Genomic DNA, 23,860 nt, shown 5'->3' on the forward strand with positions numbered 1-23,860 from the left:
CCGCGCCCTGCCTCAATCGGGCAGCAGCGAGAGCGCCTGCATGTAGCGCTCTCCCACCATCAACGCATCCCAATCGCGCGCCGCAGCACGCGGCAGCAAGGCCAGGCGCCGCTCTTCGCTGGCCGGGTTGGGCACCCAGTCGCCCTGCAGGCAAGCCTTCGACAAATCGTTGATGGCTTCGTCGATCGGTGCCCCTCCCTCTTCCACCGACTGGTTGCACAGCAAGACCATGTCGCAGCCTGCTTGCAAGGCGGCCAGTGCAGCAGTGGTGAAGCTCACCGCCTGACCATCGATCTGCCGCGCCGCGGCCATGCTGAGGTCGTCACTGAAGATGGCGCCGGTGAAGCCCAGGCGATGGCGCAGCACCTCCTGCAGCCATCGTGCAGAGAAACCGGCTGGGCGTTGGTCGACCTTGGGGTAGATCACGTGGGCCGGCATCACCGCTTGCAGGCTGGCCGAAAGCCAGCCGTAGGGCGCAGCGTCCTCAGCCAGGATGGCTTTCAGGCTGCGCCGGTCAACAGGGACGGCGAGGTGTGAATCGGCCTTGACGAAACCATGGCCCGGAAAGTGTTTACCGCAGTTGCCCATGCCGCTTTGCAACAGGCCGTGCATCACCGTCTGCGCGAGCAGCGTGACGATGCGCGGATCGCGGCCGAAAGAGCGGTCACCAATCACCGAACTCTCGCCAAAATCGAGGTCCAGAACGGGTGTGAAGCTCAGGTCGACACCGCATGCGCGCAGCTCGGCACCCAACACATAACCGGCGGCGGTGGCCGCGTTGCAGGCCTGCAAGGTGGCGACACCTTCGGGCTCGCCAGCCTTGGCCGGGCGCATGGCCAAGGCGCCCAGTGCGGCCATCGGTGGCAGGTGGGTGAAGCCGTCGGTGCGGAATCGCTGCACGCGGCCACCTTCGTGGTCCACTGCGATCAGCAGGTCGGGCCGCACGGCCTTGATCTGGCGGCACAACTGCGTGAGTTGCACCCGGTTGTGCCAGTTGCGGCCAAACAGGATCACGCCACCGACCAAGGGGTGGGCCAGCCGCTGGCGGTCGGTGGTGGTGAGGCTGTGGCCAGCCACGTCGATGATGAGGGGGGCGTGTGGATTCATGGGGGCGGATGTCAAAGGTTGGGTCGCCGTCAATCGCGTTCAACGATGACGAAGCTGGCAGCGTAGTCGGTCTCGTCGGTCAAGGTCACATGCGCACGCAGGCCCTTGGCTTCAAACCAGGTCTTGAGCTCGCCGTGCAGCACGATGACCGGCTGTCCACTGGGCAGGTTGGCGATCTCGCAGCCCCGCCAGGTCATGGGCATGCGCATGCCGAGGCCGATGGCCTTGGAAAAGGCTTCCTTGGCGGAAAAACGCGTGGCAAGAAAGCGCAAGCCGCGCTGGGGCCAACGCGCGCTGCGTTTCTGCCACACATCGAACTCGGCGTCGCTCAGCACCTTGCGCACGAAGCGTTCGCCCTGGCGCTCGAACGTCGCCTGGATGCGGCGGATGTCGCAGATGTCGGTGCCGATACCGTAGATCATCGATCAGAGGCCTCGGCGATGCAGCGGTTGTACTCAGCGATGGTGGTGCTGTAGCCCAGCTCCAGCGCATCGGCCATCAAGGCGTGCCCGATCGAGACCTCGCTCACACCGGGCACCGCGCGCAGAAACGCGGTGAGGTTCTCGCGGTTCAGATCGTGCCCGGCGTTCACGCCCAACCCGGCATCCAGCGCGGCCTGCGCGGCAGCGCGAAAACGCTCGAGCTGCTCAGCCCGCTGCGGCGTGTGCCACGCGGCGGCATAAGGCTCGGTGTAGAGCTCCACACGATCGGCGCCCACGGCCTTGGCGCCGACCATCTGGAGGGCATCGGCGTCCATGAACAGGCTCACCCGCACACCCAGCACATGACACTCGTCGATCAACGGGCGCAGGCGATCGGCATCGGCAGGGAAACTCCAACCGTGGTCGCTGGTGAACTGCCCCTCGCTGTCGGGCACGAACGTGACCTGGTGGGGCCGCACCTCGCGCACAAAGCCCATGAGGTTGTGGAAGGGGTTGCCTTCGATGTTGTATTCACGGTCCGGCCACGCCTTCATGAGTTCGGACAGGTCGTGCACGTCGTGCGCGCGGATGTGGCGCTCGTCCGGACGCGGATGCACGGTGATGCCATGCGCACCGGCCTGCAGGCAGAGCGTGGCTGCACGGGTGACCGATGGAATGCCGAGGTGGCGGGTGTTGCGCACCAGGGCCACCTTGTTGAGGTTGACGGACAGCGCGGTGCGCAGGTGTGGGGTGGTGGCCGCGTTCATGGGGAGGGCTCGGGGTTGGAGTTTGCCGCTTCACCCTGTACGGGTGCCACGGTGGAACGGGGCCGCGTCATCGCTTGCACATCCAGCATGAGTTGCCGCGTCTTGAACACCCGCACGCCGCAATGGTAGTGCAGCAAATGGCGCAGCTGCGGGCGCAGGGCTTGCAGCGCACTGACGCAGGCCCGCAGCGTTGCAATGAAGGGTGCCGGACCATCCATGGCGGCTTGCAGGCCCAGCCACTGGTCACCGCTCAGCGGATGCGCGTCGTCCGCGTGCGCGGCGCGCAGGCCGCTCTCGGGGGTCAGTACATAAAGCGCTTCCGGGTCGAGGGGCGCCAGCGTGTTGGCCTCCTGCGCCAAGTCGGGCAACAAACCCACATCGCGCAGCAGCAGCAACTCGAACGCCCGCAGGATCAGCTGCTGCGCATCGCTCTTCTCGGCGAGCAGCTGCACGGCTGTGGTGAAGTGGTCGAACAGGCGCTCGTGCGGATCGTCGCGCGCCAGCAGGCGCATGAGCAGTTCGTTGAGGTAGCTGCCCGAGATCAGCGCCTCGCCAGTGGGCATCACATGCCCGCCCTGCCATTGCGCCGACTTGAGCGTGCGCACCTCGGCGTCACCCGTCCACGACACCTGCAGGGGCTGCAGGGGCAGCAGTACGGGGCGGAACTGGGAGGTGGGCCGTTTCACGCCTTTGGCCACCAGCGCGATGCGGCCATGGTGGCGGGTGAAGACCTCAAGCACCAGACTGGTTTCGCTCCAGTCGTAGCGGTGCAGCACGAAGGCAGGTTCTTCGGCGACGCGTTTCAGGGCCACGGGTCAAGCAGCCGGCGGCTCACTCGTAGCCGAATGAACGCACGCGGGCGTCATCATCGGCCCAGCCCGAGCGCACCTTCACCCACAGCTCCAGGAACACCTTGCAGTCCCAGAGTTTTTCGAGCTCCTGGCGCGCCTCGGTGCCGATGCGCTTGAGTTTCTCGCCACCCTCGCCAATCACCATGCCCTTGTGGCCTTCGCGCTCCACCACGATGGTGGCGGCAATGCGTTTGAGCGAGCCCTCTTCCTCGAACTTGTCGATGATCACGGTCGAGGTGTAGGGCAACTCGTCGCCGGTGAGCCGGAAGAGTTTTTCGCGCACCATCTCGCTGGCCATGAAGCGCTCGCTGCGGTCGGTCAGGTCGTCAGGATCGTGCATCCAGGGCTGCTGCGGCAGGAACTTCTCGCAGATGCCGAACAGGCGCTCGATGTCCTTGGCGGTCTTGGCCGACATGGGTACGAACTCGGTGAACGGGTGGCGCTCCTGCATGGAGCGCAGCCACGGTGCCAGGTCACCACGGCGGTGCACCAGGTCGAACTTGTTGGCCAGCAGGATCACCGGCACATTGGCCGGCAGCAGCGACAGCACCTTGGCGTCGGCCAGATTGAAATGCCCAGCCTCCACCACGAAGAGGATCAGGTCCACGTCGCTCACGGCGCCCATCACGGTCTTGTTCAGCGCGCGGTTCAGCGCGTTGCCGTGGCGGGTCTGGAAGCCCGGGGTGTCCACAAAGATGAACTGCGTGGGGCCCACGGTGCGCATGCCGGTGATGCGGTGGCGAGTGGTCTGCGCCTTGCGCGAGGTGATGCTGACTTTCTGCCCCACCAAGGCGTTGAGCAAGGTCGACTTGCCCACGTTGGGCTTGCCGACGATGGCCACATAGCCGCAGCGTTGCTCGGTGGGATCGACGTCGGCTGCATCGCCGGTGGACTCGGCGGGTTCGTCCGTTGGCCCAATGGCTGTTTCCTTGCTCAAGGCCTTGGCCAGCATGGCATCAAGATCGGGATTGGACGGAGGATTCACAGGTGTGCGGGGCATGGCTTCAAGGTACCTTGGCGGAAGGGGCGACATCGGCGGTCGCGGGGGGCAAGGCATCGGCCTGCTTGGGATCGGCGGTGAGGTGCTGCAACATGGCCGCGGCGGCAGCTTGCTCACCAGCTCGCCGCGACGCCCCGATGCCGCGCTCGCTGCGGCCGGTTTCGGTCACGGTGCACTCCACATCAAAGGTCTGTTTGTGCGCCTCGCCCAGAGTGGCCACCACGCGGTAGACCGGCAACTTCATTTTGCGCCCCTGCAGCCACTCCTGCAATTCGGTCTTGGGGTCCTTGCCCATGGCGCTCATCTGCGCGTTGAGCTCCAGGCCGCTGTAGAGGCGGTGCACCAGCGCGGCAGCCACTTCAAAGCCTGCGTCAAGGTACACCGCACCGATCACCGCTTCGAGCGCATCGGCCAGGATGGAGGGGCGCTTCTGCCCACCCGAGCGCTTTTCGCCATCACCCAACCGAAGACCGGCCGACAGATCCAGGCGCGATGCGATCTCGAACAGGGTGTCCTGCTTGACCAGATTGGCGCGAACGCGGGACAAGTCGCCTTCGGGCAACTGGTTGAGTTTTTCGAACAGGAGCCCGGAGACGGCCAGGTTGAGCACCGAGTCGCCCAGGAATTCAAGTCGCTCGTTGTGGTCGGCGGTGAAACTGCGGTGAGTCAGCGCGCGCTCAAGCAAGCGCGGATTGGCAAAATTGTGTTGCAGGCGCCGTTGCAGCGCCAGAAGTTCCGGATTCAAGAATATGGGCGCTCCATCGAGCGCTCCCTGCCCAGGCTGCATGTCACTTCGAGCGGCCTTCGTATTTCATGACCAGATACGCTGGGCCGGCGAGGTGCACCTCACGGGTGTAGGCGAAAGAGACCACAACGCGATCACCTTCTTTGCCCACGATCAGGTCCTTGCCCGAGATGGTGCGAATGTCATCAATCTGCGACGCCTTGTCGAACGTACTGCGCACTTCAGCCACCGTTGTTCCCGCAGCCGCCTTGTCCACCGCCTTCTGCACGGCGATGTACTCGATGTAGGTGGGAACCAGCTGCGCAAACACCACGCCGGCCAACGCCAGCAAGATGCCCACGATGATCAGGCCCATGAAAGTCAGGCCTTGCTGTTGTCGCTTCAGTTTCATGACGTCATGCTCCAAGGGTGGTGATTTTTATTCAAAGGACCCGATGCGCCCCAGGTCGCCAAAATTCATCCAGACGAAGAAGGCCTTGCCGACGATGTTGCGCTCGGGCACAAAGCCCCAGTAGCGCGAGTCCAGCGAGTTGTCCCGATTGTCGCCCATCATGAAATAGTGACCCGCCGGCACCTTGCAGGTCACGCCTTCGACGGTGTATTTGCAGCCATCGGCAAACGGGAATTCGGTGGCACCCGGAATGAACGCGGGGCGGTCGTCGTCGTTGAGGGTGTTGTACTTGCGCTTGTCCAGCGTTTCCGCGAACTGCTTGGAATAGCGCATCGAATCGCTGTCAAAAAAATCGGCCTGCGCCACGCGCGGCACGACTTTGCCATTGACGGTCAATTGTTTGTTCAGGTAGGCCACCTCGTCGCCGGGCACACCGATCACTCGCTTGATGTAGTCCAGGCTGGGTTGGGGCGGGTAGCGGAACACCATCACGTCGCCGCGCTGAGGCTCGTTGTTGGCGATCAACTTGGTGTTGAACACCGGCAGGCGAACACCGTAGTGGAATTTGTTCACCAGAATCAGGTCACCCACCCGCAAGGTGGGGATCATGGAGCCCGACGGGATTTTGAACGGCTCGAACAGGAACGAGCGCAACACGAACACCGCCAGAATCACGGGGAACAGACCCGCAGTCCAGTCCAGCCACCAGGGTTGAGCAAGCAGCTTTTGCCGCGCGGGCTCCACGTCACCCTCAATCTGGCTGAAACCCTGCTTGAGCAAGGATTCCTTGCGCGTGTTGTGCTCCAACAGCAACTGCTCCGCCGCGCGCCGGCGCTGCGGCAGAAACACGGCCCTCTCTGCCAACCAGTACACACCGGTGACGACAGTGGCCAACATCAGCAGGAGGGCGAAGTTGCCTTCCACCACGCCGGTGTACCAAGCGCCCGTGTAGGCCACGAACGCCGCCAGGATCACCGCAGTGACCGTCCCCATGAGCGCCTGCATCAGTCCTGCACCTGCAATATGGCGAGGAACGCCTCCTGGGGAACTTCCACCGAGCCGATCTGTTTCATGCGCTTCTTGCCTGCTTTCTGCTTTTCGAGGAGTTTGCGTTTGCGGGAGATGTCACCGCCGTAGCATTTTGCCAGCACGTTCTTGCGCAGCGCCTTGATGGTTTCCCGCGCGATCACATTACCTCCAATGGCGGCCTGAATCGCCACATCGAACATCTGCCGGCTGATGATTTCGCGCATCTTGGCCACCACGGCACGGCCACGGTACTGCGACTGCGAGCGGTGCACGATGATGGACAAGGCATCGACCTTCTCGCCATTGAGCAGGATGTCCACCTTGACCACGTCGGCCGCCCGGTACTCCTTGAACTCGTAGTCCATGGAGGCGTAACCGCGGCTCACCGACTTGAGCTTGTCGAAGAAGTCCAGCACGATCTCGCCCAACGGCATGTCGTAGGTCAGCATGACCTGCTTGCCGTGGTAGGCCATGTTGAGCTGCAGGCCGCGCTTCTGGTTCGCCAGGGTCATGACCGCGCCCACGTATTCCTGCGGCATGTACAGATGTACGGTGACGATGGGCTCGCGGATCTCTTCCAGCCGACCTTGATCGGGCATCTTGGACGGGTTCTCCACCATGATGACTTCGCCGTCGGGCTTGGCCACCTGATACACAACACTCGGCGCGGTCGTGATGAGGTCCTGATCGAACTCGCGCTCCAGCCGTTCCTGCACGATCTCCATGTGCAGCAGGCCCAGGAAGCCGCAGCGGAAGCCAAAGCCCAGCGCTTGCGACACCTCCGGCTCGTATTGCAGCGAAGCGTCGTTGAGCTTGAGCTTTTCCAGCGCGTCGCGCAGAGAGTCGTACTGGTTGGCTTCGGTCGGGTACAGGCCGGCAAACACCTGGGGCTGTACTTCCTTGAAGCCAGGCAAGGCTTCTGTGGCCGGGCCCGCGTTGTTGGGCAGCTTCTTTTCCAGGGTGATGGTGTCGCCCACCTTGGCCGCCTGCAGTTCCTTGATGCCCGCAATAACGTAGCCCACCTCGCCGGCTTGCAGCGACTCGCGGGGCTCGTTGCCCGGCGTGAACACGCCCATGCTGTCGGCGTTGTAGACCGTGTTGGTCGCCATCATCTTGAAGCGCTCGCCCTTGAGCAGGTGCCCGTCGACCACGCGCACCAGCATCACCACGCCCACATAGGCGTCGTACCAGCTGTCCACGATCATGGCGCGCAGTGGCGCGTCGGGGTTGCCCTTGGGGTGGGGAATGCGCGCGACCACCGCCTCAAGGATGTCTTCGACGCCCATGCCGGTCTTGGCCGAGCAGGGAATGGCGTCGGTGGCATCGATGCCGATCACATCCTCAATCTCGCTCTTCGCGTTCTCGGGATCGGCGTTGGGTAGATCCATCTTGTTGAGCACGGGAACCACCTCCACACCGAGCTCGAGCGCGGTGTAGCAGTTGGCCACGGTCTGGGCTTCAACGCCCTGGCTGGCATCCACCACCAGCAGCGCGCCTTCGCACGCCGATAGCGAGCGCGACACCTCGTAGGAGAAGTCAACGTGGCCAGGCGTGTCGATCAGATTGAGGTTGTAGACCTGCCCATCACGCGCTTTGTACTTGAGTGCAGCGGTCTGGGCCTTGATGGTGATGCCGCGCTCCTTCTCGATGTCCATCGAGTCGAGCACCTGCTCGCTCATCTCGCGATCGGAGAGGCCGCCACAGAGGGAAATGATGCGATCGGCGAGCGTGGACTTGCCATGGTCGATGTGCGCGATGATCGAAAAATTGCGGATGTGATTCATCAGGAGAGCGGCTCAAACACTGGGGAAAACCGCGGTTCCGAGCAGGAACGAGCGGCCATAAAAAAGGGCGCGTCAGCTGCTGACGCGCCCGTAACCAACAATCAATGGCAACTGCGATAGTTGGGGTTTCATTGTAGGCAAAAAGCCCGGAATGCACACCACAGAACCACCGACAGTCCCTTGTTGCGACGCAGCAACGTGAACTTTATACACAGCATATCCACAAGATGACGGGAAAACTTGTGGGCCGGCTGTGGACGACCTGGGGACTTCCGAGACCACTCCCACATCGTGGGTCAATGCAGCATCTCGACGCAGGAATTTCTCCGAAAACAGGCCTATTTTAGCGAAATCGGTCAACACAAGATCGTTGATAGTAAGTATCCACTAACAAATCTTCTTGGCGAAGCGCGTCTGCTCGACTCTAAGCACTGTGGCGAATCGGCCACCCTCGGAAAAAACCCCCAGATCCAAAGGGTCTGAGGGTTTTTGAAGCCTCCGACCAGCGGTCAGAGAGGACCGGCTCAGCGAAGCGGGCGGATCACAGCGTACTGCGCCCACTCACCGCGACGGAACAGCACATTCACCGGTCGCGACTTGTCGATCTTGCTGAGCGCTGTCTCCATATCTTTCAAGCTCGCGGTGTCCGTGTTGGCAATGGCCACGATGACGTCGCCCTCGCGCAAACCGGCACGCGCCGCAGGCCCCTCAGCCGAAGCAATGCGCACACCCCCCTTGAGGTTGAGTTCCTTCTTTTCAGCGGCGGTCAACTCGGCCAGGCCCAGACCCAGCGATTGCACGGCGTTGCTCGCCTGGGGCTTGGTGGGCTCAGGTGCTGCGGCCTTCACCTCTGCCTTTTCGGGCTCCAACTCCGCCACCGTGATGAACAGTTCCTTCTGCGCGCCACGACGCAAGACCGTCACGGCGCTCTTGTTGCCTGGCTTGGTGTTGCCCACAAAGCGCGGCAAGTCCACCGACTTCTCAATTGTCTTGCCGTCGAACTTCAAGATGATGTCGCCCGGTTCGACGCCCGCTTTCGCCGCGGGCGAATCGGGCTCTACACCCCGAACCAATGCACCCTTCGGGCCGCCAAGCCCGAGCGACTCGGCCACCTCCTTGCTCACTTGGTCGATCTGCACACCGATGCGACCGCGCGTCACACGGCCGGTGGTCTTGAGCTGATCCGACACACGCACCGCTTCATCGATCGGGATGGCGAACGAGATGCCCTGAAAACCGCCCGAGCGCGAATAGATCTGGCTGTTGATGCCGATCACCTCGCCCCGCATGTTGATCAGCGGCCCACCCGAATTGCCCGGGTTGATTGCCACGTCGGTCTGGATGAACGGCAGGAAGTCGCCGGTGTCGCGCTGCTTGGCGCTCACGATGCCGGCGGTCACGGTGTTCTCAAGACCGAACGGCGATCCGATGGCCATCACCCATTCGCCCACCCGCAGCCGGTTCACATCGCCGATCTTCACCGGTGCCAGGCCGGTGGCCTCGATCTTCACGACCGCCACATCAGTGCGTTTGTCGGCACCCACCACCTTGGCCTTGAATTCGCGGTTGTCTGGCAAGGTGACGAGCAACTCGTCGGCTCCCTCCACCACATGGGCGTTGGTCATGATCAGACCATCCGCGCTCAGGATGAAGCCCGAGCCCACCCCGCGCGGCTGTGCATCCTCAGACGGTCCGCGCTCCTGCCGGGGCGTGCGCGGCGTCATGCCGGGCGGCACCGGAATGCCGAAACGCTTGAAGAACTCGAGCATCTGCTCATCGGGTGCACCACCCGCCCCCGGACGGGCGGCCACGGCGCGCTCCAGCGTTCTGATGTTGACCACCGAGGGTCCCACCAGATCAACCAGATCGGTGAAGTCAGGCAGGCCTCGCACACTGGCCGCAGGCGTCACCGGAACCACCGTCTGCGCTGAAAGAGAGGGGTGCAGCATGAGCAATGCTGTCCCGATCGCGGCCAGTGCCAGCAGGGGTTGTTGAGTACGTTTAGGGTGCGTCATGGTGATCCTTTACACAAACGCAAGTAGCAGAACCGGGCGGCGTGCATGCCGCGGCGCAGGACTCAATAAAACCTTGCGCAGATGCGGCTCCACCCAACAAAAACAAGTCGGCAGGTTTACCGAGTCCGTTCCAACGCAAGGGCAAAGCGGCGCAGCGTCGACGGAGGAACCTCTCCCAACACCGTCAGCCAATGATCGCCCACCCGCTTGCTGACAGAGTGCGTTGCGCCGACGGCAGCCGCCTTCTCCAGTCCATGGCGTTGCGGATCGAAGGGTTCGACGAACAGGGACACCGAGGCCAAGCCGTCTGAGAACACCCATTGCATCGGTGCTGTGCCAGGTGCTTGGGCGGCGCCGGCGTCGCGCGTGTGGCAACTCATGGCCGTGAATCCGGGCACGGCTTCTTTCAAACGCCAGCCCTCAGCTTCCGCCGTGGTCTTCTTGAGCACGGGTTTGTGCACTTCATAACCACGCGTGTCCTTCATCAGTCGCTGGAGCTTGTCCATGCTGACCGAGGCATCCAGGTGAAGTTCGGAGAACGCCATTTGCTCCAGCACGGCCCCCTGCTCGCCCAGCGTCTGCAGCTTCACCACCAGACCTGTCTGCCGTTCGGACCAGATGCGATAGCCAAACCGCAGTTCATCCCTGGGCAGGATTTCAACCATGTCGGCCAAGTGCCCCGCCACACGTTGAACACCGGTCTCGCGCGCCGAATAGAACTGTGGAATCAGGTTGCTCGGCGTGCGCAGCAACTCGGGAAACATGCCCAGCGACTCGCGCTTTTCAACAAACGCCGTCTTGGTCTCCGGCTCGAACGTGATGACCTCGTTGTTGCGGCGAATGGTCGTGCGAGGCGTACCCGTCAGCGTGTCGACGCGCTCCATCTGCTGGGTACCGTCGCACACATGCCAGATCTTCGAAGCGGACATCGCGGGGCCGGCCGACACCACCAGCGTGCCGGTGTAGGCCCGCTGACGCGAAGCCTCGTGCATGCGGGTGAGCCACTCATTGACGGTTCGCGCCCCGTTCTGGGCGCCCGGGCTGACCTGCGCCTGCAAGGGCCCGCCCAACAGCAGCCCCGCAGCCAACAAGGCCATGGCGCCCACCGGCCGCCAGCGCCCACGGCGAGCAAGACTGCGTGGGATGTGCACGAACGAGGCATCTGCAAAAACAGGCATGTTGGGACTGGCGGCAAACAGGTGTGGCGTCATGGCGGTTCAGCGCCCCCCGGCGTCGTACGTCGCGTTGCGAATGAACCCGGAAGGCATTTGCAAGGCAGACATGCCGCCGTGCTGGCGGTGCTCGGCCAGCAGTGCTTCGAGCTGGGCATCGCGAATCAAAACGCCCTGATCGGTGCTGACCACCACCGGCGAGGTGGTCGGAGGCACCTTGGCCGTTGCCGCCTTCGTGGGCTGCAGGGTGGGCATGGAATCAGTGCCGGGTGATGTCAACGCCAATTGAGCGCCGGTAGCGCCATCCAGCACACCTCCCGATCCAACCACCACACTCCAACTCACGGCCATCACGGCCGCGACGGAAGCAAGCCCTGCCACCAGCTTCCACCGAAAGACGGCATCGTTGGCGGCATCGCTGTGGCGATTGGTGGCGCGACCAGCAATCACCTCTACAGGCCGCAGCGGTGTGGCATCCGATTCGGTGCCCTGTGTTTGCAGACCGCGTCGGACAGCGGCCAGGAAATCGTTGGTCGACTTCGAGCTGATCGGGTCTTCATGCCCACGGAGAACATCCCCGATCACCTGATAGCAGTGCCAGTTCGACAACGTCGAAGCCGACGCGTCCAAGGAAGCCAGCAAGGCGCCCAGCTCCGATGCGCTGATTTCCCCATCGGCCAACGCTGACAAAGCGAGGTCGCTGCCCAAACCGTTCGTGGGGGCTGCTGCGTTTTCACCTGGCAACTGGTTGTGATGTTGTGCGGCATTCATGATTCATTTCCCCGTGTGCAGTGCAATCGGCCGAGTTCGTGTCAATCGACTGCTTGCGTCGTTACCAGCGCTTACCCGTCTGGCGCTCCAGCATGGGCTTGATACGCCCCGAAATCGCCTCGCGGGCCCGGAATATCCGCGAACGAACGGTTCCGATGGGACATTCCAGTGCCTGCGCTATTTCCTCGTAACTCATGCCCTCAATTTCCCGCAAGGTAATGGCCATACGCAACTCTTCGGGCAACGCATCCATGGCCGCATTGACCGCTTGGGCGATCTCCTTGCTGGCCAACACCGCTTCGGGCGTCTCGGTATCGGCAGCGTTGAAATTTAGTTCGCGTTCTGACGAGGAAGTTTCATCGTCGTCCGAGGATTTCATCTGCGACTGGAAAACCAAGGGGTCGCGCTTGAGCTCCATCAGTTGTTTCTTGGCCGTGTTGACCGCAATGCGGTAGAGCCATGTGTAGAACTGCGCGTCACCGCGAAACTGCGCCAGGGCACGGTACGCGCGGATGAACGTTTCTTGCGCGATGTCCTGGACCAGGTCGGAATCGCGCACCATGCGCCCAATCAGCCGCTCGACTCGGCGCTGGTACTTGATGACGAGCAACTCGAAAGCGCGCTGCTCTCCGCCCAGTGTGCGCTGCACCAGCATGACATCGCTGTCGGGTGGCGGGGCTGTGTGGTCTTCGGGAGTCATGCGCGCGGAAATATAACCCAAGGGGTCGAACGGAAGGCGGGGCCTGATCCCAGACCTGCCATCCCAGCTCCTGGCAAACGGTGGCCGGCGCTCAGGCGCGACTGGATACAAGTGCGCGTCGAAGGTCGTTCCAACGCGCCGGATGGCCGCTTCGCTCCACCCAGATCCAGCGCTGGCCAGTGCTGACTGATCGAAAGCGCAGCAGGATCTTGTTTTGAAGATCCAACACCCGCTCCACCTTGCTCAGCGCTAAGGGCTCGGAGCTGGACAGGTCGCTCCAAAGCCATGCGCCTGCTCCCCCCTCGTCGCGCACCATATTTGCGTCCCATTTCAGGGTTCCTTGAAGTGACCGAAGCCAACTCGTGACAGCCACCGCTACCCAAACCATCCACAAAAGCACCCAGGCCAACACAGGCGCCCACCGCCAAGAGTGATCCGACCGCTGAGCAAACCCGAGCAGGAACAAGGTCCCCACCGCAGCACTCAGCAAGCCGATGATTGCCAGCAGCAAGGCGTAAAAAACGCAACGCCCCACCGGGTAGACCACGGATGGGGCGTTGTGCATGGAGGTATCTCAGGATAGGGGCGATCGTTGGATTCAAACGCGCTTGAAAACCAGCGAACCGTTGGTACCGCCAAAGCCAAAGTTGTTCTTCAGCGCAACATCGATCTTCATGTCCCGCGCCGTGTTGGCGCAGTAATCCAGGTCGCATTCCGGGTCCTGGTTGAAGATGTTGATGGTCGGCGGGCTCTTTTGATGGTGCAGTGCGAGCACGGTGAACACACTCTCGATGCCGCCAGCTCCACCCAGCAAGTGACCGGTCATGGACTTGGTGGAGTTCACCACCACCTTGTGCGCGTGGTCGCCCAATGCCGCCTTGATGGCGTTCGTTTCGTTCAGATCGCCCAGAGGCGTCGAAGTGCCGTGCGCGTTGAGGTAATCCACCTGATCGGCGTTGACTCCCGCATTGCGCAGGGCGCTGACCATGGCGCGCCGTGGGCCGTCCATGCTGGGTGCAGTCATGTGACCGGCATCGGCGCTCATGCCATAGCCCGAAACCTCGGCGTAGATTCGCGCGCCGCGCGCCTTGGCGAACTCGTACTCTTCCAGCACCATGACACCGGCACCTTCACCCAGCACGAAACCATCCCTGTCCTTGTCCCACGGGCGAGAGGCGGTTGCCGGGTCGTCGTTGCGCGTCGATACCGCGCGCATGGCGGCAAAGCCCCCGACACCCAAAGGCGACACAGTGGCCTCCGAGCCACCTGCAACGATCACGTCGGCATCGCCGTATTCGATCTTGCGTGCAGCCTCGCCGATGCAATGCAAACCCGTGGTGCATGCAGTGACCACCGCCAGGTTCGGGCCTTTGAAGCCGTATCGAATGGAAACATGGCCGGCGATCATGTTGATGATCGAAGCAGGCACGAAAAAGGGCGAGATGCGGCGCGGGCCGCGACTCACCAGCTCGGCGTGCATGTTTTCAATCAACGGAAGTCCGCCAATACCCGAACCGATGATGCAACCGATGCGGATGGCGGTTTCTTCGTCCAGCGCGTCACCCAAGGGCAGCCCCGAATCGACGACGGCCTGGTGAGCCGCTGCAATTCCGTAATGGATGAAGCTGTCCATCGTGCGCGCCTCTTTGGCGCTCATGTAGGACTCCAGATCGAAACCCTTGACCTCGCCTGCGATCTTGCAGGCGAAGTTGGATGCATCAAACCGGGTGATGAGATCAATGCCGGAACGTCCGGCCAGGAGATTGGCCCAAGCGTCTGCCACCGTGTTGCCCACGGGGCTGATACAACCCAGACCGGTCACGACAACGCGACGACGGCTCATTCAATTCCCCCACGCCTTGTGTCGCGCACCTCGGACGCAGCGTCTGATGAACGTGCGAGCCGGGGGACGATCAAGCGTTTGCAAATGGACAATCAGGCCTTCTGGTGGGCCGTTGCGTATTCGATGGCGTTTTGCACCGTCGTGATCTTCTCGGCGTCTTCGTCGGGGATTTCGATACCGAATTCGTCCTCGAGAGCCATCACCAGTTCGACCGTGTCCAGGGAATCGGCGCCGAGATCGGCCACGAAAGCTTTCTCGTTGGTGACCTGACCCTCTTCCACGCCGAGTTGTTCGGCAATGATTTTCTTAACACGTGCTTCGATATCGCTCATAAGTCCCTCTGAGGGTGGTTGAAATACAAGGCCGCCATTTTAGCCGGGCTAGGGAGGACTCCCCAGATGGCCCGCCGGGCGGCTGGCGCGGCGATTCAACAAAATTGACAGCGGAAGGCGTGGTCAGGACATGAACATGCCGCCGTTGACGTGCAACTCCTGGCCGGTGACGTAAGACGCCTGTGGGCTGGCCAAGTAGGCCACCGCGTGCGCGATGTCGGCCGGTTTGCCCAGATGCCCGAGCGGAATCTGGCCCAGCAAAGCCTTTTGCTGCTCTTCGGGCAGCGCCGCGGTCATGTCTGTTTCGATGAAACCGGGTGCCACGCAGTTCACCGTGATATTGCGGCTGCCGAGTTCACGCGCCAGTGCACGTGTCATGCCCGCCACGCCCGCCTTGGCGGCGGCGTAGTTGGCCTGGCCTGCATTGCCAGATGCGCCGACCACGCTGGTGATGCTGATGACGCGACCGTAGCGCTGCTTCATCATCGGGCGGATCACAGCACGGCTCATGCGAAACACGGCCTTGAGGTTGGTATCCAGCACGGCATCCCAGTCGTCGTCCTTCAGGCGCATGGCCAGCATGTCACGGGTGATGCCGGCGTTGTTCACCAGCACCTGCAGACCGCCGTGGGTCTTCACGATCTCATCGATCAGCACCTCGGCCGAGGCCACATCGTTCACATCCAGTTTCGCGCCCCGGCATCCCGCAGCGGCCCCGGGAACACCCGTCAGACTGGTGGTGATCCTGGCGGCACCTTCGTCGCTGGTGGCGGTACCGATCACGATCAGGCCGCGTGCAGTGAGCTCGTGAGCAATGGCGGCACCGATGCCGCGGGAGGCCCCGGTGACAAGCGCCACCTGACCTGCAAACTTAACTTCAGACATGGTGTGCTCCAGGCCTCAGGCCAACAAGATTTTGACGTCGGTCAGCGTGGCCGGGTCGTACAGGGCAGCGCCCGTGAGTTGGGGGTCGATGCGCTTGACCATGCCGGCGAGCACCTTGCCCGGGCCGCTCTCGACGATCGTGTCAATGCCACGCGCCTTGATGGCTTGCACACATTCGACCCAGCGCACCGGGCCGAAGGCCTGGCGGTACAGCGCATCGCGGATGCGGTCGGCGTCGGATTCTTCGGCCACGTCGATGTTGTTGATCACGGGAATCTGCGAAGGGGCAAAGACCGTGTTCGCCAGCATCTCCTTCAACCGCTCTGCCGCCGGCTTCATCAGGCTGGAATGGAAAGGAGCCGACACCGGCAATGGCAGCGCGCGCTTGGCACCGTGCGTCTTGAGCACCTCGCAGGCCTTCTCCACAGCTGCCTTGCTGCCGGCAATCACGGTCTGGGCGGGATCGTTGAAGTTCACCGCTTCCACCACTTCGACGCTGCCCGCGCCAAACGTGGCTTGCGCCTCGGCACAGCCAGCCATGACACGTTGCGCATCCATGCCGAGGATGGCGGCCATGGCCCCAGTGCCGACCGGCACGGCTTCCTGCATGGCGGTCGCGCGAAAACGCACCAGCGGCGCAGCCTGGGTCAGCGTCAACACGCCAGAGGCGACCAACGCGGCGTATTCCCCCAGTGAATGGCCTGCCAGCACGGAGGGCAACGCACCACCCTCAGCACGCCAAACGCGCCATGCAGCCACGCCCGCAACCAGCATCACTGGCTGGGTATTGGTGGTCAGAGACAGCAGTTCCTTGGGGCCTTCGTGAATCAGCTGACCCACGTTTTCGCCCAGGGCATCCGACGCTTCGGCGAGGGCGCCGAGCACCTCGGGGTGATCGCCCCAAGCGTCGAGCATGCCCACAGACTGGGATCCCTGGCCGGGAAATACGAACGCGAAATTCTTCATGTGATCTTCAAATGGTCTTGTGCGGGAGAAGCCTTGGCTCTGGGGAAGCCAAGCTCAGAAGTCCAGCAGCACAGCGCCCCAGGTGAAGCCACCGCCCACCCCTTCAAGCATCAAGGTGTCGCCCCGCTTCACCTGACCCGTGCGCACGGCATGGTCCAGCGCCAGCGGAATCGAGGCGGCCGACGTGTTGCCGTGCTGATCGACGGTCACCACCACCTTGTCCATGGACAGCTTGAGCTTGCGCGCCGTGCTTTGCATGATGCGGATGTTCGCCTGGTGGGGAATGAGCCAGTCGACATCTTCGGCTGTTCGACCAGCCTTGGCGAGCACGGCCCGCGCGGTGTCTTCGAGCACGCCAACGGCCAGTTTGAACACCGCTTGGCCGTCCATCTTGAGTAGCGGGTCACCCAGAATCGCGCCACCCGACACATGCCCGGGCACACACAGGATGCCCGAGTGCTTGCCATCGGCGTGGATGTCGGTGGCGAGAATGCCGGGCGCATCAGACGCTTCGAGCACCACGGCACCTGCACCATCACCAAACAACACGCAGGTCGTGCGGTCATTGAAATCCAGGATGCGGCTGAACACTTCGGAGCCCACCACGAGCGCCTTGTGGGCCGTACCCGACTGGATCAGGGCATCGGCCACGGTGAGCGCGTAGATGAAACCACTGCAGACCGCCTGCACATCGAACACCGGACAACCCGCCATGCCCAGCTTGTGCTGGAGAAGCGCTGCGGTGGAGGGAAAAACCATGTCAGGCGTCGACGTGGCCACGATGATGAGGTCAATGTCTGCTGGCAGCACGCCTGCGGCGGTCATGGCCTCGCGGCAGGCCACGGCAGCCAGATCGCTGGCAAACACGCCATCCGCAGCGAAATGCCGCGCGCGGATGCCGGTGCGCTCGACGATCCAGTCGTCGCTGGTTTCCACACCGCGCTTGGCCAACATGTCCACCATGTCGGCGTTGGTCAGGCGGTTCGGCGGCAGGCAACTGCCGGTGCCGGTGATGCGGGCAAAGCGGGTCATGCGAGGCGGATGGGACAAATCAAAGTGTCGGGATGCTCTTGAGCTCGCTGGGCAGCGATTCTGGCGAGATCAGTTGCCGGGCATGTGCGATGCGATCACGCACGTTGTCCAGCAGCTGGTTGTGGGCCGCATCATAAGCCCGCCTCAAGGCGTGCTCGAACGCAAAAGCATCGGCGGAGCCGTGGCTCTTGAACACCAGCCCTTGCAGGCCGAGCAGGGCAGCTCCGTTGTACCGGCGGTGGTCTACGCGGTTTTTAAACGACTTTAAAACCGGATAAGCCACGATAGCTGCGATTTTTCGGAAAATGCTGCTGGAAAACTCTTCACGAATGAAGCCGCTGATCATGGAGGCCAAGCCTTCGCTGGCCTTCAACGCGACATTACCCACAAAACCGTCGCAAACGACGATATCGGTGGTGCCCTTGAAGATGTCGTCACCCTCAACGTTGCCAAAAAAGTTGAGATCGCCGGTGTTGGCCGCATTTCGCAGCAGCACACCGGCCTTTTTTATCACTTCACTTCCTTTGATAACCTCTTCGCCCACATTGAGCAACCCGACGCTGGGCTCCGGGCGACCGCTGGCGGCTGCCACCAGGGCCGAGCCCATCACGGCGAACTGCAAAAGGTGTTCCGCTGTGCAATCGACATTGGCCCCCAGGTCCAGGACAGTGGTGGCACCACCACGGGCGTTGGGCATTTGCGTGGCAATCGCAGGCCGGTCGATCCCCTCCAGCGTCTTGAGCACATAGCGGGCGATCGCCATCAAGGCACCGGTGTTGCCGGCCGAGACCACCGCCTGCGCATGGCCGTCCTTGACCTGGTTGATGGCAACCCGCATGGACGAGTCCTTTTTGCGGCGAAGCGCTATCTCCAGCGGGTCGTCCATCCCGACAACCTCTGTGGCGGACACAACGGTGCAGCGGACGTTGTTGAGCAACTGTGGCCACGCCCGGAAGACCTCCGGTTTGCCCACCAACAACAGTTGGGCCTGCGGGTGGCTGACAAGAAAGGCCTGGCAGGCGGGCATCGTCACACCCGGGCCGACGTCTCCACCCATGCAATCCACGGCAATGGTGATCATCTCAACTTCCTGAGGAGGGCACGCGAGGTGCCCCGTCCATGAAAAAAGCCCGCATGGATCATGCGGGCCTGTGCCTTTCGAGCCCGCCTGACCCCGAGCGCATGACGCAACAGGGCCAACGGCGAACCGTCACGTCAGGCTTCGGATTTGTTCTTCAGCACCTGCCGGCCACGGTAGAAACCGTTGGGGCTGATGTGGTGGCGCAGGTGAATTTCACCGGTGGTGGGCTCCACGGCGATGCCCGGCACGTTCAGGGCGTTGTGCGAACGGTGCATGCCGCGCTTGGAGGGGGACTTTTTGTTTTGCTGAACAGCCATGGTGGGCTCCTGAAATCGGTAGGGTCAAACGGGTGCGCCTGAACCATGCACATCGGTGTGCCTTTGGATGCCAGCGCAAAGCCAAGCATTATAGCCCGAAGCGGAGTTCTGAAGCCACCTCCTTTGTCGAGGCTGCCCAAAGAGCCTATTTCTTGAGCTTGGCAAGTCCGGCAAACGGATTCTTGCGTTCTGGTTCGCCTTCTTCCGGTCCCACCAGGGGATCGGACGCGCTCATGACCACATGCACCGGGCAGGTTTCGTGCAACGGCACCAGGGGCAACTCCATCAGCAGTTCGTCTTCCAGCACATCGTAGAGCCGGGGACGGGGCTCCAGCGCCAGCAGGTCTTCCTCACAATCGTCGTCTTCTGCCGCCGCAGTGGCCTCGTCGGCGACAAAGCGGAACCAGCGGTCCACCGACAACGAAGTTTCGACCGGCCCCAGGCAACGCTGGCAGGTCAGGGGCACCCGGGCACTGGCCTCCAGGTGCAGCCACACGGCCGGGGCGCCGCCGGAAGCTCCGGGGCGCATTTCGCCCTGGGCTTGCCAGCTCACGCCGCCCAACGCTGGCGCACCGTCTTCCCGGTGGGCTTCGGCCTGGAGGCGCTCGAAGCGCGTCATGGGATCGTCGGCGCTCAAACTGGCGCCAGCCTGGGCAAATGCGCGCACATCCAGCCGATCGGGGCTCCAGGCTGTCTTGGGGGTGGGTTTCATGTGGATCAGTTTAAGAGAATGCAAGGAGAATAGCGGGATGACCTCCGACCGCCCCAGCGCCACACCTCCGGCCTCGCGCCCTCTCATCCTGGGCTCTACGTCCCGTTACCGGCACGAACTGTTGTCGCGTTTGAAATTGCCCTTCGAGGCAGTGGCGCCCAACGTCGACGAAACCCCGCGCTCGGGCGAGAACCCCGCCGACCTGGCGGTGCGGCTGGCGTTGGCCAAAGCGCGCGAAGTGGCTCAGCGCCATCCGCAGGCGGTGGTGATCGGCAGCGACCAGGTGGCGGACCTGCGGGGAGAGCCGCTGGGCAAACCGGGCACGCACGAACGTGCGGTAGTACAGCTCAAGCGCCTGCGCGGCGAAACGGTGGTGTTTCAGACCGCACTGGCCGTGGTCTGCGCGGCCACGGGGTTCGAGCAATGCGACATCGCCTCGGTACGCGTGGTGTTCCGCAAACTCAGCGATGCCGAGATCGAGCGCTACCTGCGGGCTGAGCAACCTTACGACTGCGCCGGCAGCGCCAAAAGTGAAGGCTTGGGAATCGCGCTGCTGGAACGCATCGACAACGACGACCCCACCGCACTGGTGGGCCTGCCCTTGATCCGCACCTGCCGCATGATCCGCGCCGCTGGCGTGCATGTGCCGTGAGCGTCGGGCAACCCAAACCGGGCGTGCTCTACCTGGTGCCCACGCCACTGGATTTCGGCATGGCGATGGACGCCGCGCCGGCAGACACCTGGCTCCCCCGGGAGACGATGTTGGTGGCCAGCGGCCTGACCCACTGGATCACCGAGAACGCCAAGACCACGCGTGCTTTCCTGAAGCGGGTGGAATCCGCAGTGGGTATCGCGGCGCCGGTGCAGGGTCAACACATCACCGAACTGCCCCGCGCAGCACACAAGAAGGGTGACCACGCTCCGCAGGCCGAGAGTGACGCCCAGGCGCGCGAGATGCTCGCCCCCGCCCTGCAGGGTCATGACATCGGGCTGGTGAGCGAAGCCGGCATGCCGGCCATTGCCGACCCGGGCAGTGCGGTGGTGCGCGCTGCGCACGCCATGGGATTGCGGGTGGTGCCGCTTACCGGACCGATTTCGCTGATGCTGGCGCTGGCCGCCAGTGGCCTGAACGGGCAGAACTTCGCGTTTGTCGGCTATGTGCCGCAAGACGCCACGGAGCGGAGCAAGCGCCTGCGCGAACTGGAAGCCCTGGCCCTGAAGACCGGGCAGACGCAGATATTGATCGAGACGCCTTACCGCAACACCGCGCTGCTGCAAGCGCTCCTGCAGACCCTGCACCCACACACCCGACTGGCCGTGTGCTGCGCCATGTCGCTGCCGCAGCAGGTGAGCCGCAGCGCCTTGGTGAGCGAGTGGAAACGCCCCCAGGGCATGGTCAACAGCCTGCCGCTGGACATGCCTGCGGTGTTTCTGTTGGGTCGCTGAGGCGATTCCCGACGTTTTCAGCCCATCACGCGCTTGAGGTGGGCGCGCACCGACGCGCCGAGATCGGCATTGGCCAACGCCAGATCGATCGTCGCCTCCAGAAAGCCCTCTTTGCTGCCGCAGTCGTAGCGCGTGCCGTCATAGCGAAACGCCTGAACCTTTTCGGTGCCGATCAAGGCGGCAATGCCGTCGGTGAGCTGGATCTCTCCACCCGCACCGCGCGGCTGGCGGCGGATGCTCTCGAACACCGCGGGCGTGAGGACGTAACGGCCAGCCACGGCCAGGGTCGACGGAGCCACGTCGGGCGCGGGCTTCTCCACCATGCCAAACACCTCGGCCAATGCCGTGCTGACGCCATGCACATCGACCACACCATAGCGCCGGGTATCCGCTCGCGGCACGTCCTGCACGGCCAGCACGGTGCCGGGACTCGATTCATACGCCTGCACCATCTGCTGCAACACGGTCGGGCCACCCTCGCTTTGGCGGGCACCCATCATCAGATCGTCCGCCAGCAGCACGGCAAACGGCTCGTCGCCCACCAGTCGCTCGGCGCACAGGACCGCGTGGCCCAGACCGAGTGCGCGGGGCTGGCGCACATAAACGCAGTCCATGTCGTCGGGCTTGATGGAGTGCACCAGTTCGAGCAGGGCCGACTTGCCGGCCGCTTCAAGCTCCATCTCCAGTTCATAGGCGGTGTCGAAATGATCTTCAATGGCCCTCTTGTGGCGCCCTGTGACGAAGATCATTTCGCGGATGCCGGCGGCATATGCCTCCTCCACCGCGTACTGGATCAAGGGCTTGTCCACCACCGGCAGCATTTCCTTCGGGATGGCTTTGGTGGCTGGAAGAAATCGGGTGCCCAGGCCACCCACGGGGAAAACGGCTTTGCGAATTTTCATGCTCTCACTTTGCGTTGTGGTGTCGTGCACGAAGGATAGCCTTCCACAGCGACAGTGAGATGTAAAAATACGTTGAAAGGCTACACTGCTTCAGCCCTCGAGGCGCCCTCATCGTCCTCACCGCCCACTCCAAACACTGCAGCGCATGAGCATCACCCCCGTCATTCTTTGCGGAGGCTCCGGCACCCGCCTGTGGCCGCTGAGCCGCCAGAGCTTCCCCAAACAATTCGTGCCCCTGGTGGGCGACCAGAGCCTGCTGCAGCTCACGCTCGCGCGCCTGGCCTGGTGCGGCAACCCGCCGATGTGCGTGGCCTCCGAGGACCACCGCTTCCTGGTCGCCGATGCGATGGAATCGCAGGGAACGGCGGGCCAGGTGCTGCTGGAGCCCGCCGCGCGCAACACGGCTGCGGCCATGGCGCTGGCTGCCCTGCTCGCCGCCAGCGCGCCCGATGCCGACCCGCTGCTCCTGTTCTGCCCGTCCGACCACCACATCCCTGATGTCGAGGCTTTTGCACACACGATCCGTCAGGGTGTCCCGGCGGCCGAGGCCGGTGCCATCGTCACCTTTGGTGTGGTGCCCAGTTTCCCGAGCACCGCCTATGGCTACATCGAACAAGGCGATACCCGAGCCGACGGCAGCCGTCGCGTGGCGCGTTTCATCGAAAAACCCGTACCCGCAGCCGCCCAGGCTCTTCTGCTGCAGGGCAATGTGTTGTGGAACGCCGGCATCTTCCTGGTCCGCGCCAGCACACTGTTGACGGCGCTGGGCCAGCACGCGGACGACATCCTTCAGTCGTGCCGCCTGGCCATGGGCAGTCAGAAGCAGGACACCGTGGGTCAGATTCATTTCGTGCGGCCGGACGCCGCGCCCTTCCTGGCCTGCCGCTCACAAAGCATCGACTACGCCGTCATGGAGCACCACGCCGATGTGGCCGTGGTGCCTTTCCAGGGCCAGTGGAGCGATGTCGGCAGCTGGAACGCTGTGGCGGACCTCAGCCCGGCCGACGACGACGGCAACCGCATCACCGGACAAGGCCACACCCTGCACGCGAGCAATACCTTCATCCACGCACCGGGCCGCACCGTGGTGGCCCTGGGCACGCGAGACCTGTTGATCATCGACACGCCCGATGCCTTGCTGGTCGCGCAGCGGGACCACGCGGAACAGGTCAAGGACGTGGTCGCGCATCTCTCGCGGTTGCAGGTGCCGCAGGCCGCCCTGCACCGCCGCGTGGCGCGCCCCTGGGGCTGGTACGACAGCGTCGACATGGGCGAGCGGTTCCAGGTCAAGCGCATCGGCGTCAAACCCGGCGCCTCCCTGAGCCTGCAAAAGCACCACCACCGCGCCGAGCACTGGATCGTCGTCAAGGGCACGGCCGAAGTCACGCGCGGACAGGAGGTCTATCTGCTGTCCGAGAACCAGTCCACCTACATCCCCATCGGCGAGGTGCATCGTCTGCACAACCCCGGCAAGCTGCCGCTGGAGATGATCGAGGTGCAGTCGGGCAGTTACCTGGGTGAAGACGACATCGTTCGCCTGGAAGACAAGTACGGTCGCCAGCCCGACGCCGCCAAACCCTGAGAACCTGA

Annotated in this window: 26 protein-coding genes; 3 read left to right on the forward strand and 23 right to left on the reverse strand. The window is 63.3% G+C overall.

Annotation, left to right across the window (positions count from 1 at the left end):
* Positions 1 to 12: 12 nt before the first annotated feature.
* The 22 genes from nagZ to IV113_RS13775 all read right to left on the reverse strand — a co-directional run bounded on the left by nagZ (position 13) and on the right by IV113_RS13775 (position 19,922).
* On the reverse strand, positions 13 to 1,107 hold the full coding sequence (gene nagZ / locus IV113_RS13670; protein WP_291085966.1) for a beta-N-acetylhexosaminidase: 1,095 nt from the start codon (positions 1,105 to 1,107) through the stop codon (positions 13 to 15).
* Positions 1,108 to 1,136: 29 nt separating this feature from the next.
* A complete protein-coding gene (gene acpS / locus IV113_RS13675; RefSeq protein WP_291085969.1) occupies positions 1,137 to 1,529 on the reverse strand; it encodes a holo-ACP synthase in 393 nt (130 codons plus the stop codon).
* The gene (locus IV113_RS13680) at positions 1,526 to 2,296 is read right to left on the reverse strand and encodes a pyridoxine 5'-phosphate synthase (RefSeq protein ID WP_291085972.1); all 771 of its coding nucleotides are present in this window, start codon (positions 2,294 to 2,296) and stop codon (positions 1,526 to 1,528) included. Before IV113_RS13680 ends, acpS begins: the two co-directional genes overlap by 4 nt.
* Positions 2,293 to 3,108, reverse strand: coding sequence for a DNA repair protein RecO (gene recO, locus IV113_RS13685; protein ID WP_291085975.1), 816 nt, complete (start codon positions 3,106 to 3,108; stop codon positions 2,293 to 2,295). The genes IV113_RS13680 and recO overlap by 4 nt, the downstream gene beginning before the upstream one ends.
* 19 nt (positions 3,109 to 3,127) lie before the next feature.
* Positions 3,128 to 4,147: a GTPase Era gene (gene era / locus IV113_RS13690; RefSeq protein WP_291085978.1), complete on the reverse strand. Its 1,020-nt coding sequence runs from the start codon at positions 4,145 to 4,147 to the stop codon at positions 3,128 to 3,130.
* A 4-nt stretch (positions 4,148 to 4,151) separates the two neighbouring features.
* Entirely contained in the window at positions 4,152 to 4,892 is a 741-nt protein-coding gene (rnc, locus tag IV113_RS13695) for a ribonuclease III (RefSeq protein WP_291085981.1), read from the reverse strand.
* A 43-nt stretch (positions 4,893 to 4,935) separates the two neighbouring features.
* The gene (locus IV113_RS13700) at positions 4,936 to 5,283 is read right to left on the reverse strand and encodes a DUF4845 domain-containing protein (RefSeq protein ID WP_291085985.1); all 348 of its coding nucleotides are present in this window, start codon (positions 5,281 to 5,283) and stop codon (positions 4,936 to 4,938) included.
* A gap of 27 nt (positions 5,284 to 5,310) precedes the next feature.
* A complete protein-coding gene (lepB, locus tag IV113_RS13705; RefSeq protein ID WP_291085988.1) occupies positions 5,311 to 6,276 on the reverse strand; it encodes a signal peptidase I in 966 nt (321 codons plus the stop codon).
* Positions 6,277 to 6,287: 11 nt separating this feature from the next.
* Positions 6,288 to 8,096, reverse strand: coding sequence for a translation elongation factor 4 (gene lepA, locus IV113_RS13710; protein WP_291085990.1), 1,809 nt, complete (start codon positions 8,094 to 8,096; stop codon positions 6,288 to 6,290).
* Between the two features lie 524 nt (positions 8,097 to 8,620).
* The gene (locus IV113_RS13715; protein WP_291086122.1) at positions 8,621 to 10,045 is read right to left on the reverse strand and encodes a DegQ family serine endoprotease; all 1,425 of its coding nucleotides are present in this window, start codon (positions 10,043 to 10,045) and stop codon (positions 8,621 to 8,623) included.
* Positions 10,046 to 10,227: 182 nt separating this feature from the next.
* Positions 10,228 to 11,322 carry a MucB/RseB C-terminal domain-containing protein gene (locus IV113_RS13720; RefSeq protein ID WP_291085992.1) on the reverse strand — a complete coding sequence of 365 codons (1,095 nt, stop codon included), beginning with the start codon at positions 11,320 to 11,322 and terminating at the stop codon, positions 10,228 to 10,230.
* Positions 11,323 to 11,328: 6 nt separating this feature from the next.
* Entirely contained in the window at positions 11,329 to 12,054 is a 726-nt protein-coding gene (locus tag IV113_RS13725) for a sigma-E factor negative regulatory protein (RefSeq protein ID WP_291085994.1), read from the reverse strand.
* Between the two features lie 61 nt (positions 12,055 to 12,115).
* A complete protein-coding gene (gene rpoE, locus IV113_RS13730; protein WP_291085997.1) occupies positions 12,116 to 12,754 on the reverse strand; it encodes an RNA polymerase sigma factor RpoE in 639 nt (212 codons plus the stop codon).
* Positions 12,755 to 12,845: 91 nt separating this feature from the next.
* On the reverse strand, positions 12,846 to 13,319 hold the full coding sequence (locus tag IV113_RS13735; RefSeq protein ID WP_291086000.1) for a hypothetical protein: 474 nt from the start codon (positions 13,317 to 13,319) through the stop codon (positions 12,846 to 12,848).
* A 33-nt stretch (positions 13,320 to 13,352) separates the two neighbouring features.
* On the reverse strand, positions 13,353 to 14,597 hold the full coding sequence (gene fabF, locus IV113_RS13740; RefSeq protein WP_291086003.1) for a beta-ketoacyl-ACP synthase II: 1,245 nt from the start codon (positions 14,595 to 14,597) through the stop codon (positions 13,353 to 13,355).
* Positions 14,598 to 14,689: 92 nt separating this feature from the next.
* Positions 14,690 to 14,929 (reverse strand): acyl carrier protein, encoded by a 240-nt coding sequence (gene acpP / locus IV113_RS13745; RefSeq protein WP_056271556.1) that lies wholly within the window; start codon positions 14,927 to 14,929, stop codon positions 14,690 to 14,692.
* Positions 14,930 to 15,052: 123 nt separating this feature from the next.
* The gene (gene fabG / locus IV113_RS13750) at positions 15,053 to 15,814 is read right to left on the reverse strand and encodes a 3-oxoacyl-ACP reductase FabG (RefSeq protein WP_291086008.1); all 762 of its coding nucleotides are present in this window, start codon (positions 15,812 to 15,814) and stop codon (positions 15,053 to 15,055) included.
* 15 nt (positions 15,815 to 15,829) lie between these two features.
* The gene (gene fabD / locus IV113_RS13755; protein ID WP_291086011.1) at positions 15,830 to 16,780 is read right to left on the reverse strand and encodes an ACP S-malonyltransferase; all 951 of its coding nucleotides are present in this window, start codon (positions 16,778 to 16,780) and stop codon (positions 15,830 to 15,832) included.
* A gap of 54 nt (positions 16,781 to 16,834) precedes the next feature.
* Positions 16,835 to 17,812, reverse strand: a complete 978-nt coding sequence (locus tag IV113_RS13760; protein WP_291086014.1) for a beta-ketoacyl-ACP synthase III — start codon at positions 17,810 to 17,812, stop codon at positions 16,835 to 16,837.
* Between the two features lie 19 nt (positions 17,813 to 17,831).
* The gene (gene plsX / locus IV113_RS13765) at positions 17,832 to 18,893 is read right to left on the reverse strand and encodes a phosphate acyltransferase PlsX (RefSeq protein ID WP_291086017.1); all 1,062 of its coding nucleotides are present in this window, start codon (positions 18,891 to 18,893) and stop codon (positions 17,832 to 17,834) included.
* A gap of 134 nt (positions 18,894 to 19,027) precedes the next feature.
* Positions 19,028 to 19,210, reverse strand: a complete 183-nt coding sequence (rpmF, locus tag IV113_RS13770; protein WP_019575026.1) for a 50S ribosomal protein L32 — start codon at positions 19,208 to 19,210, stop codon at positions 19,028 to 19,030.
* A 145-nt stretch (positions 19,211 to 19,355) separates the two neighbouring features.
* A complete protein-coding gene (locus IV113_RS13775) occupies positions 19,356 to 19,922 on the reverse strand; it encodes a DUF177 domain-containing protein (RefSeq protein ID WP_291086020.1) in 567 nt (188 codons plus the stop codon).
* Between the two features lie 37 nt (positions 19,923 to 19,959).
* On the opposite strand from IV113_RS13775, the gene IV113_RS13780 reads away from it, so the two are divergent.
* Positions 19,960 to 20,574, forward strand: a complete 615-nt coding sequence (locus IV113_RS13780; RefSeq protein ID WP_291086023.1) for a Maf family nucleotide pyrophosphatase — start codon at positions 19,960 to 19,962, stop codon at positions 20,572 to 20,574.
* A gap of 59 nt (positions 20,575 to 20,633) precedes the next feature.
* Entirely contained in the window at positions 20,634 to 21,368 is a 735-nt protein-coding gene (locus IV113_RS13785; RefSeq protein WP_291086125.1) for an SAM-dependent methyltransferase, read from the forward strand.
* A 17-nt stretch (positions 21,369 to 21,385) separates the two neighbouring features.
* On the opposite strand, the gene galU is transcribed toward IV113_RS13785, so the two are convergent.
* A complete protein-coding gene (gene galU / locus IV113_RS13790; protein WP_291086026.1) occupies positions 21,386 to 22,270 on the reverse strand; it encodes a UTP--glucose-1-phosphate uridylyltransferase GalU in 885 nt (294 codons plus the stop codon).
* Positions 22,271 to 22,415: 145 nt separating this feature from the next.
* Between galU and IV113_RS13795 the strand changes: the two genes are divergently transcribed.
* Positions 22,416 to 23,852: a mannose-1-phosphate guanylyltransferase/mannose-6-phosphate isomerase gene (locus IV113_RS13795; RefSeq protein ID WP_291086029.1), complete on the forward strand. Its 1,437-nt coding sequence runs from the start codon at positions 22,416 to 22,418 to the stop codon at positions 23,850 to 23,852.
* Positions 23,853 to 23,860: the final 8 nt, after the last annotated feature.

Origin of the sequence: Hydrogenophaga sp. (assembly GCF_018780385.1) — a bacterium.
GTDB lineage: Bacteria > Pseudomonadota > Gammaproteobacteria > Burkholderiales > Burkholderiaceae_C > Hydrogenophaga.

What these genes read in the sequence shown, in the direction of transcription:
- IV113_RS13680 (WP_291085972.1), bottom strand. Translation starts at nt 2,296, where the DNA reads ATGAACGCGGCCACCACCCCACACCTGCGCACCGCGCTGTCCGTCAAC.
- acpP (WP_056271556.1), bottom strand. Translation starts at nt 14,929, where the DNA reads ATGAGCGATATCGAAGCACGTGTTAAGAAAATCATTGCCGAACAACTC.
- fabF (WP_291086003.1), bottom strand. Translation starts at nt 14,597, where the DNA reads ATGAGCCGTCGTCGCGTTGTCGTGACCGGTCTGGGTTGTATCAGCCCC.
- IV113_RS13700 (WP_291085985.1), bottom strand. Translation starts at nt 5,283, where the DNA reads ATGAAACTGAAGCGACAACAGCAAGGCCTGACTTTCATGGGCCTGATC.
- lepB (WP_291085988.1), bottom strand. Translation starts at nt 6,276, where the DNA reads ATGGGGACGGTCACTGCGGTGATCCTGGCGGCGTTCGTGGCCTACACG.
- fabD (WP_291086011.1), bottom strand. Translation starts at nt 16,780, where the DNA reads ATGAAGAATTTCGCGTTCGTATTTCCCGGCCAGGGATCCCAGTCTGTG.
- IV113_RS13735 (WP_291086000.1), bottom strand. Translation starts at nt 13,319, where the DNA reads ATGCACAACGCCCCATCCGTGGTCTACCCGGTGGGGCGTTGCGTTTTT.
- IV113_RS13795 (WP_291086029.1), top strand. Translation starts at nt 22,416, where the DNA reads ATGAGCATCACCCCCGTCATTCTTTGCGGAGGCTCCGGCACCCGCCTG.
- IV113_RS13725 (WP_291085994.1), bottom strand. Translation starts at nt 12,054, where the DNA reads ATGAATGCCGCACAACATCACAACCAGTTGCCAGGTGAAAACGCAGCA.
- IV113_RS13785 (WP_291086125.1), top strand. Translation starts at nt 20,634, where the DNA reads ATGGCGATGGACGCCGCGCCGGCAGACACCTGGCTCCCCCGGGAGACG.
- IV113_RS13780 (WP_291086023.1), top strand. Translation starts at nt 19,960, where the DNA reads ATGACCTCCGACCGCCCCAGCGCCACACCTCCGGCCTCGCGCCCTCTC.
- IV113_RS13720 (WP_291085992.1), bottom strand. Translation starts at nt 11,322, where the DNA reads ATGACGCCACACCTGTTTGCCGCCAGTCCCAACATGCCTGTTTTTGCA.
- nagZ (WP_291085966.1), bottom strand. Translation starts at nt 1,107, where the DNA reads ATGAATCCACACGCCCCCCTCATCATCGACGTGGCTGGCCACAGCCTC.
- era (WP_291085978.1), bottom strand. Translation starts at nt 4,147, where the DNA reads ATGCCCCGCACACCTGTGAATCCTCCGTCCAATCCCGATCTTGATGCC.
- fabG (WP_291086008.1), bottom strand. Translation starts at nt 15,814, where the DNA reads ATGTCTGAAGTTAAGTTTGCAGGTCAGGTGGCGCTTGTCACCGGGGCC.
- rpoE (WP_291085997.1), bottom strand. Translation starts at nt 12,754, where the DNA reads ATGACTCCCGAAGACCACACAGCCCCGCCACCCGACAGCGATGTCATG.
- plsX (WP_291086017.1), bottom strand. Translation starts at nt 18,893, where the DNA reads ATGATCACCATTGCCGTGGATTGCATGGGTGGAGACGTCGGCCCGGGT.
- IV113_RS13760 (WP_291086014.1), bottom strand. Translation starts at nt 17,812, where the DNA reads ATGACCCGCTTTGCCCGCATCACCGGCACCGGCAGTTGCCTGCCGCCG.
- rpmF (WP_019575026.1), bottom strand. Translation starts at nt 19,210, where the DNA reads ATGGCTGTTCAGCAAAACAAAAAGTCCCCCTCCAAGCGCGGCATGCAC.
- IV113_RS13775 (WP_291086020.1), bottom strand. Translation starts at nt 19,922, where the DNA reads ATGAAACCCACCCCCAAGACAGCCTGGAGCCCCGATCGGCTGGATGTG.
- galU (WP_291086026.1), bottom strand. Translation starts at nt 22,270, where the DNA reads ATGAAAATTCGCAAAGCCGTTTTCCCCGTGGGTGGCCTGGGCACCCGA.
- acpS (WP_291085969.1), bottom strand. Translation starts at nt 1,529, where the DNA reads ATGATCTACGGTATCGGCACCGACATCTGCGACATCCGCCGCATCCAG.
- lepA (WP_291085990.1), bottom strand. Translation starts at nt 8,096, where the DNA reads ATGAATCACATCCGCAATTTTTCGATCATCGCGCACATCGACCATGGC.
- IV113_RS13715 (WP_291086122.1), bottom strand. Translation starts at nt 10,045, where the DNA reads ATGCTGCACCCCTCTCTTTCAGCGCAGACGGTGGTTCCGGTGACGCCT.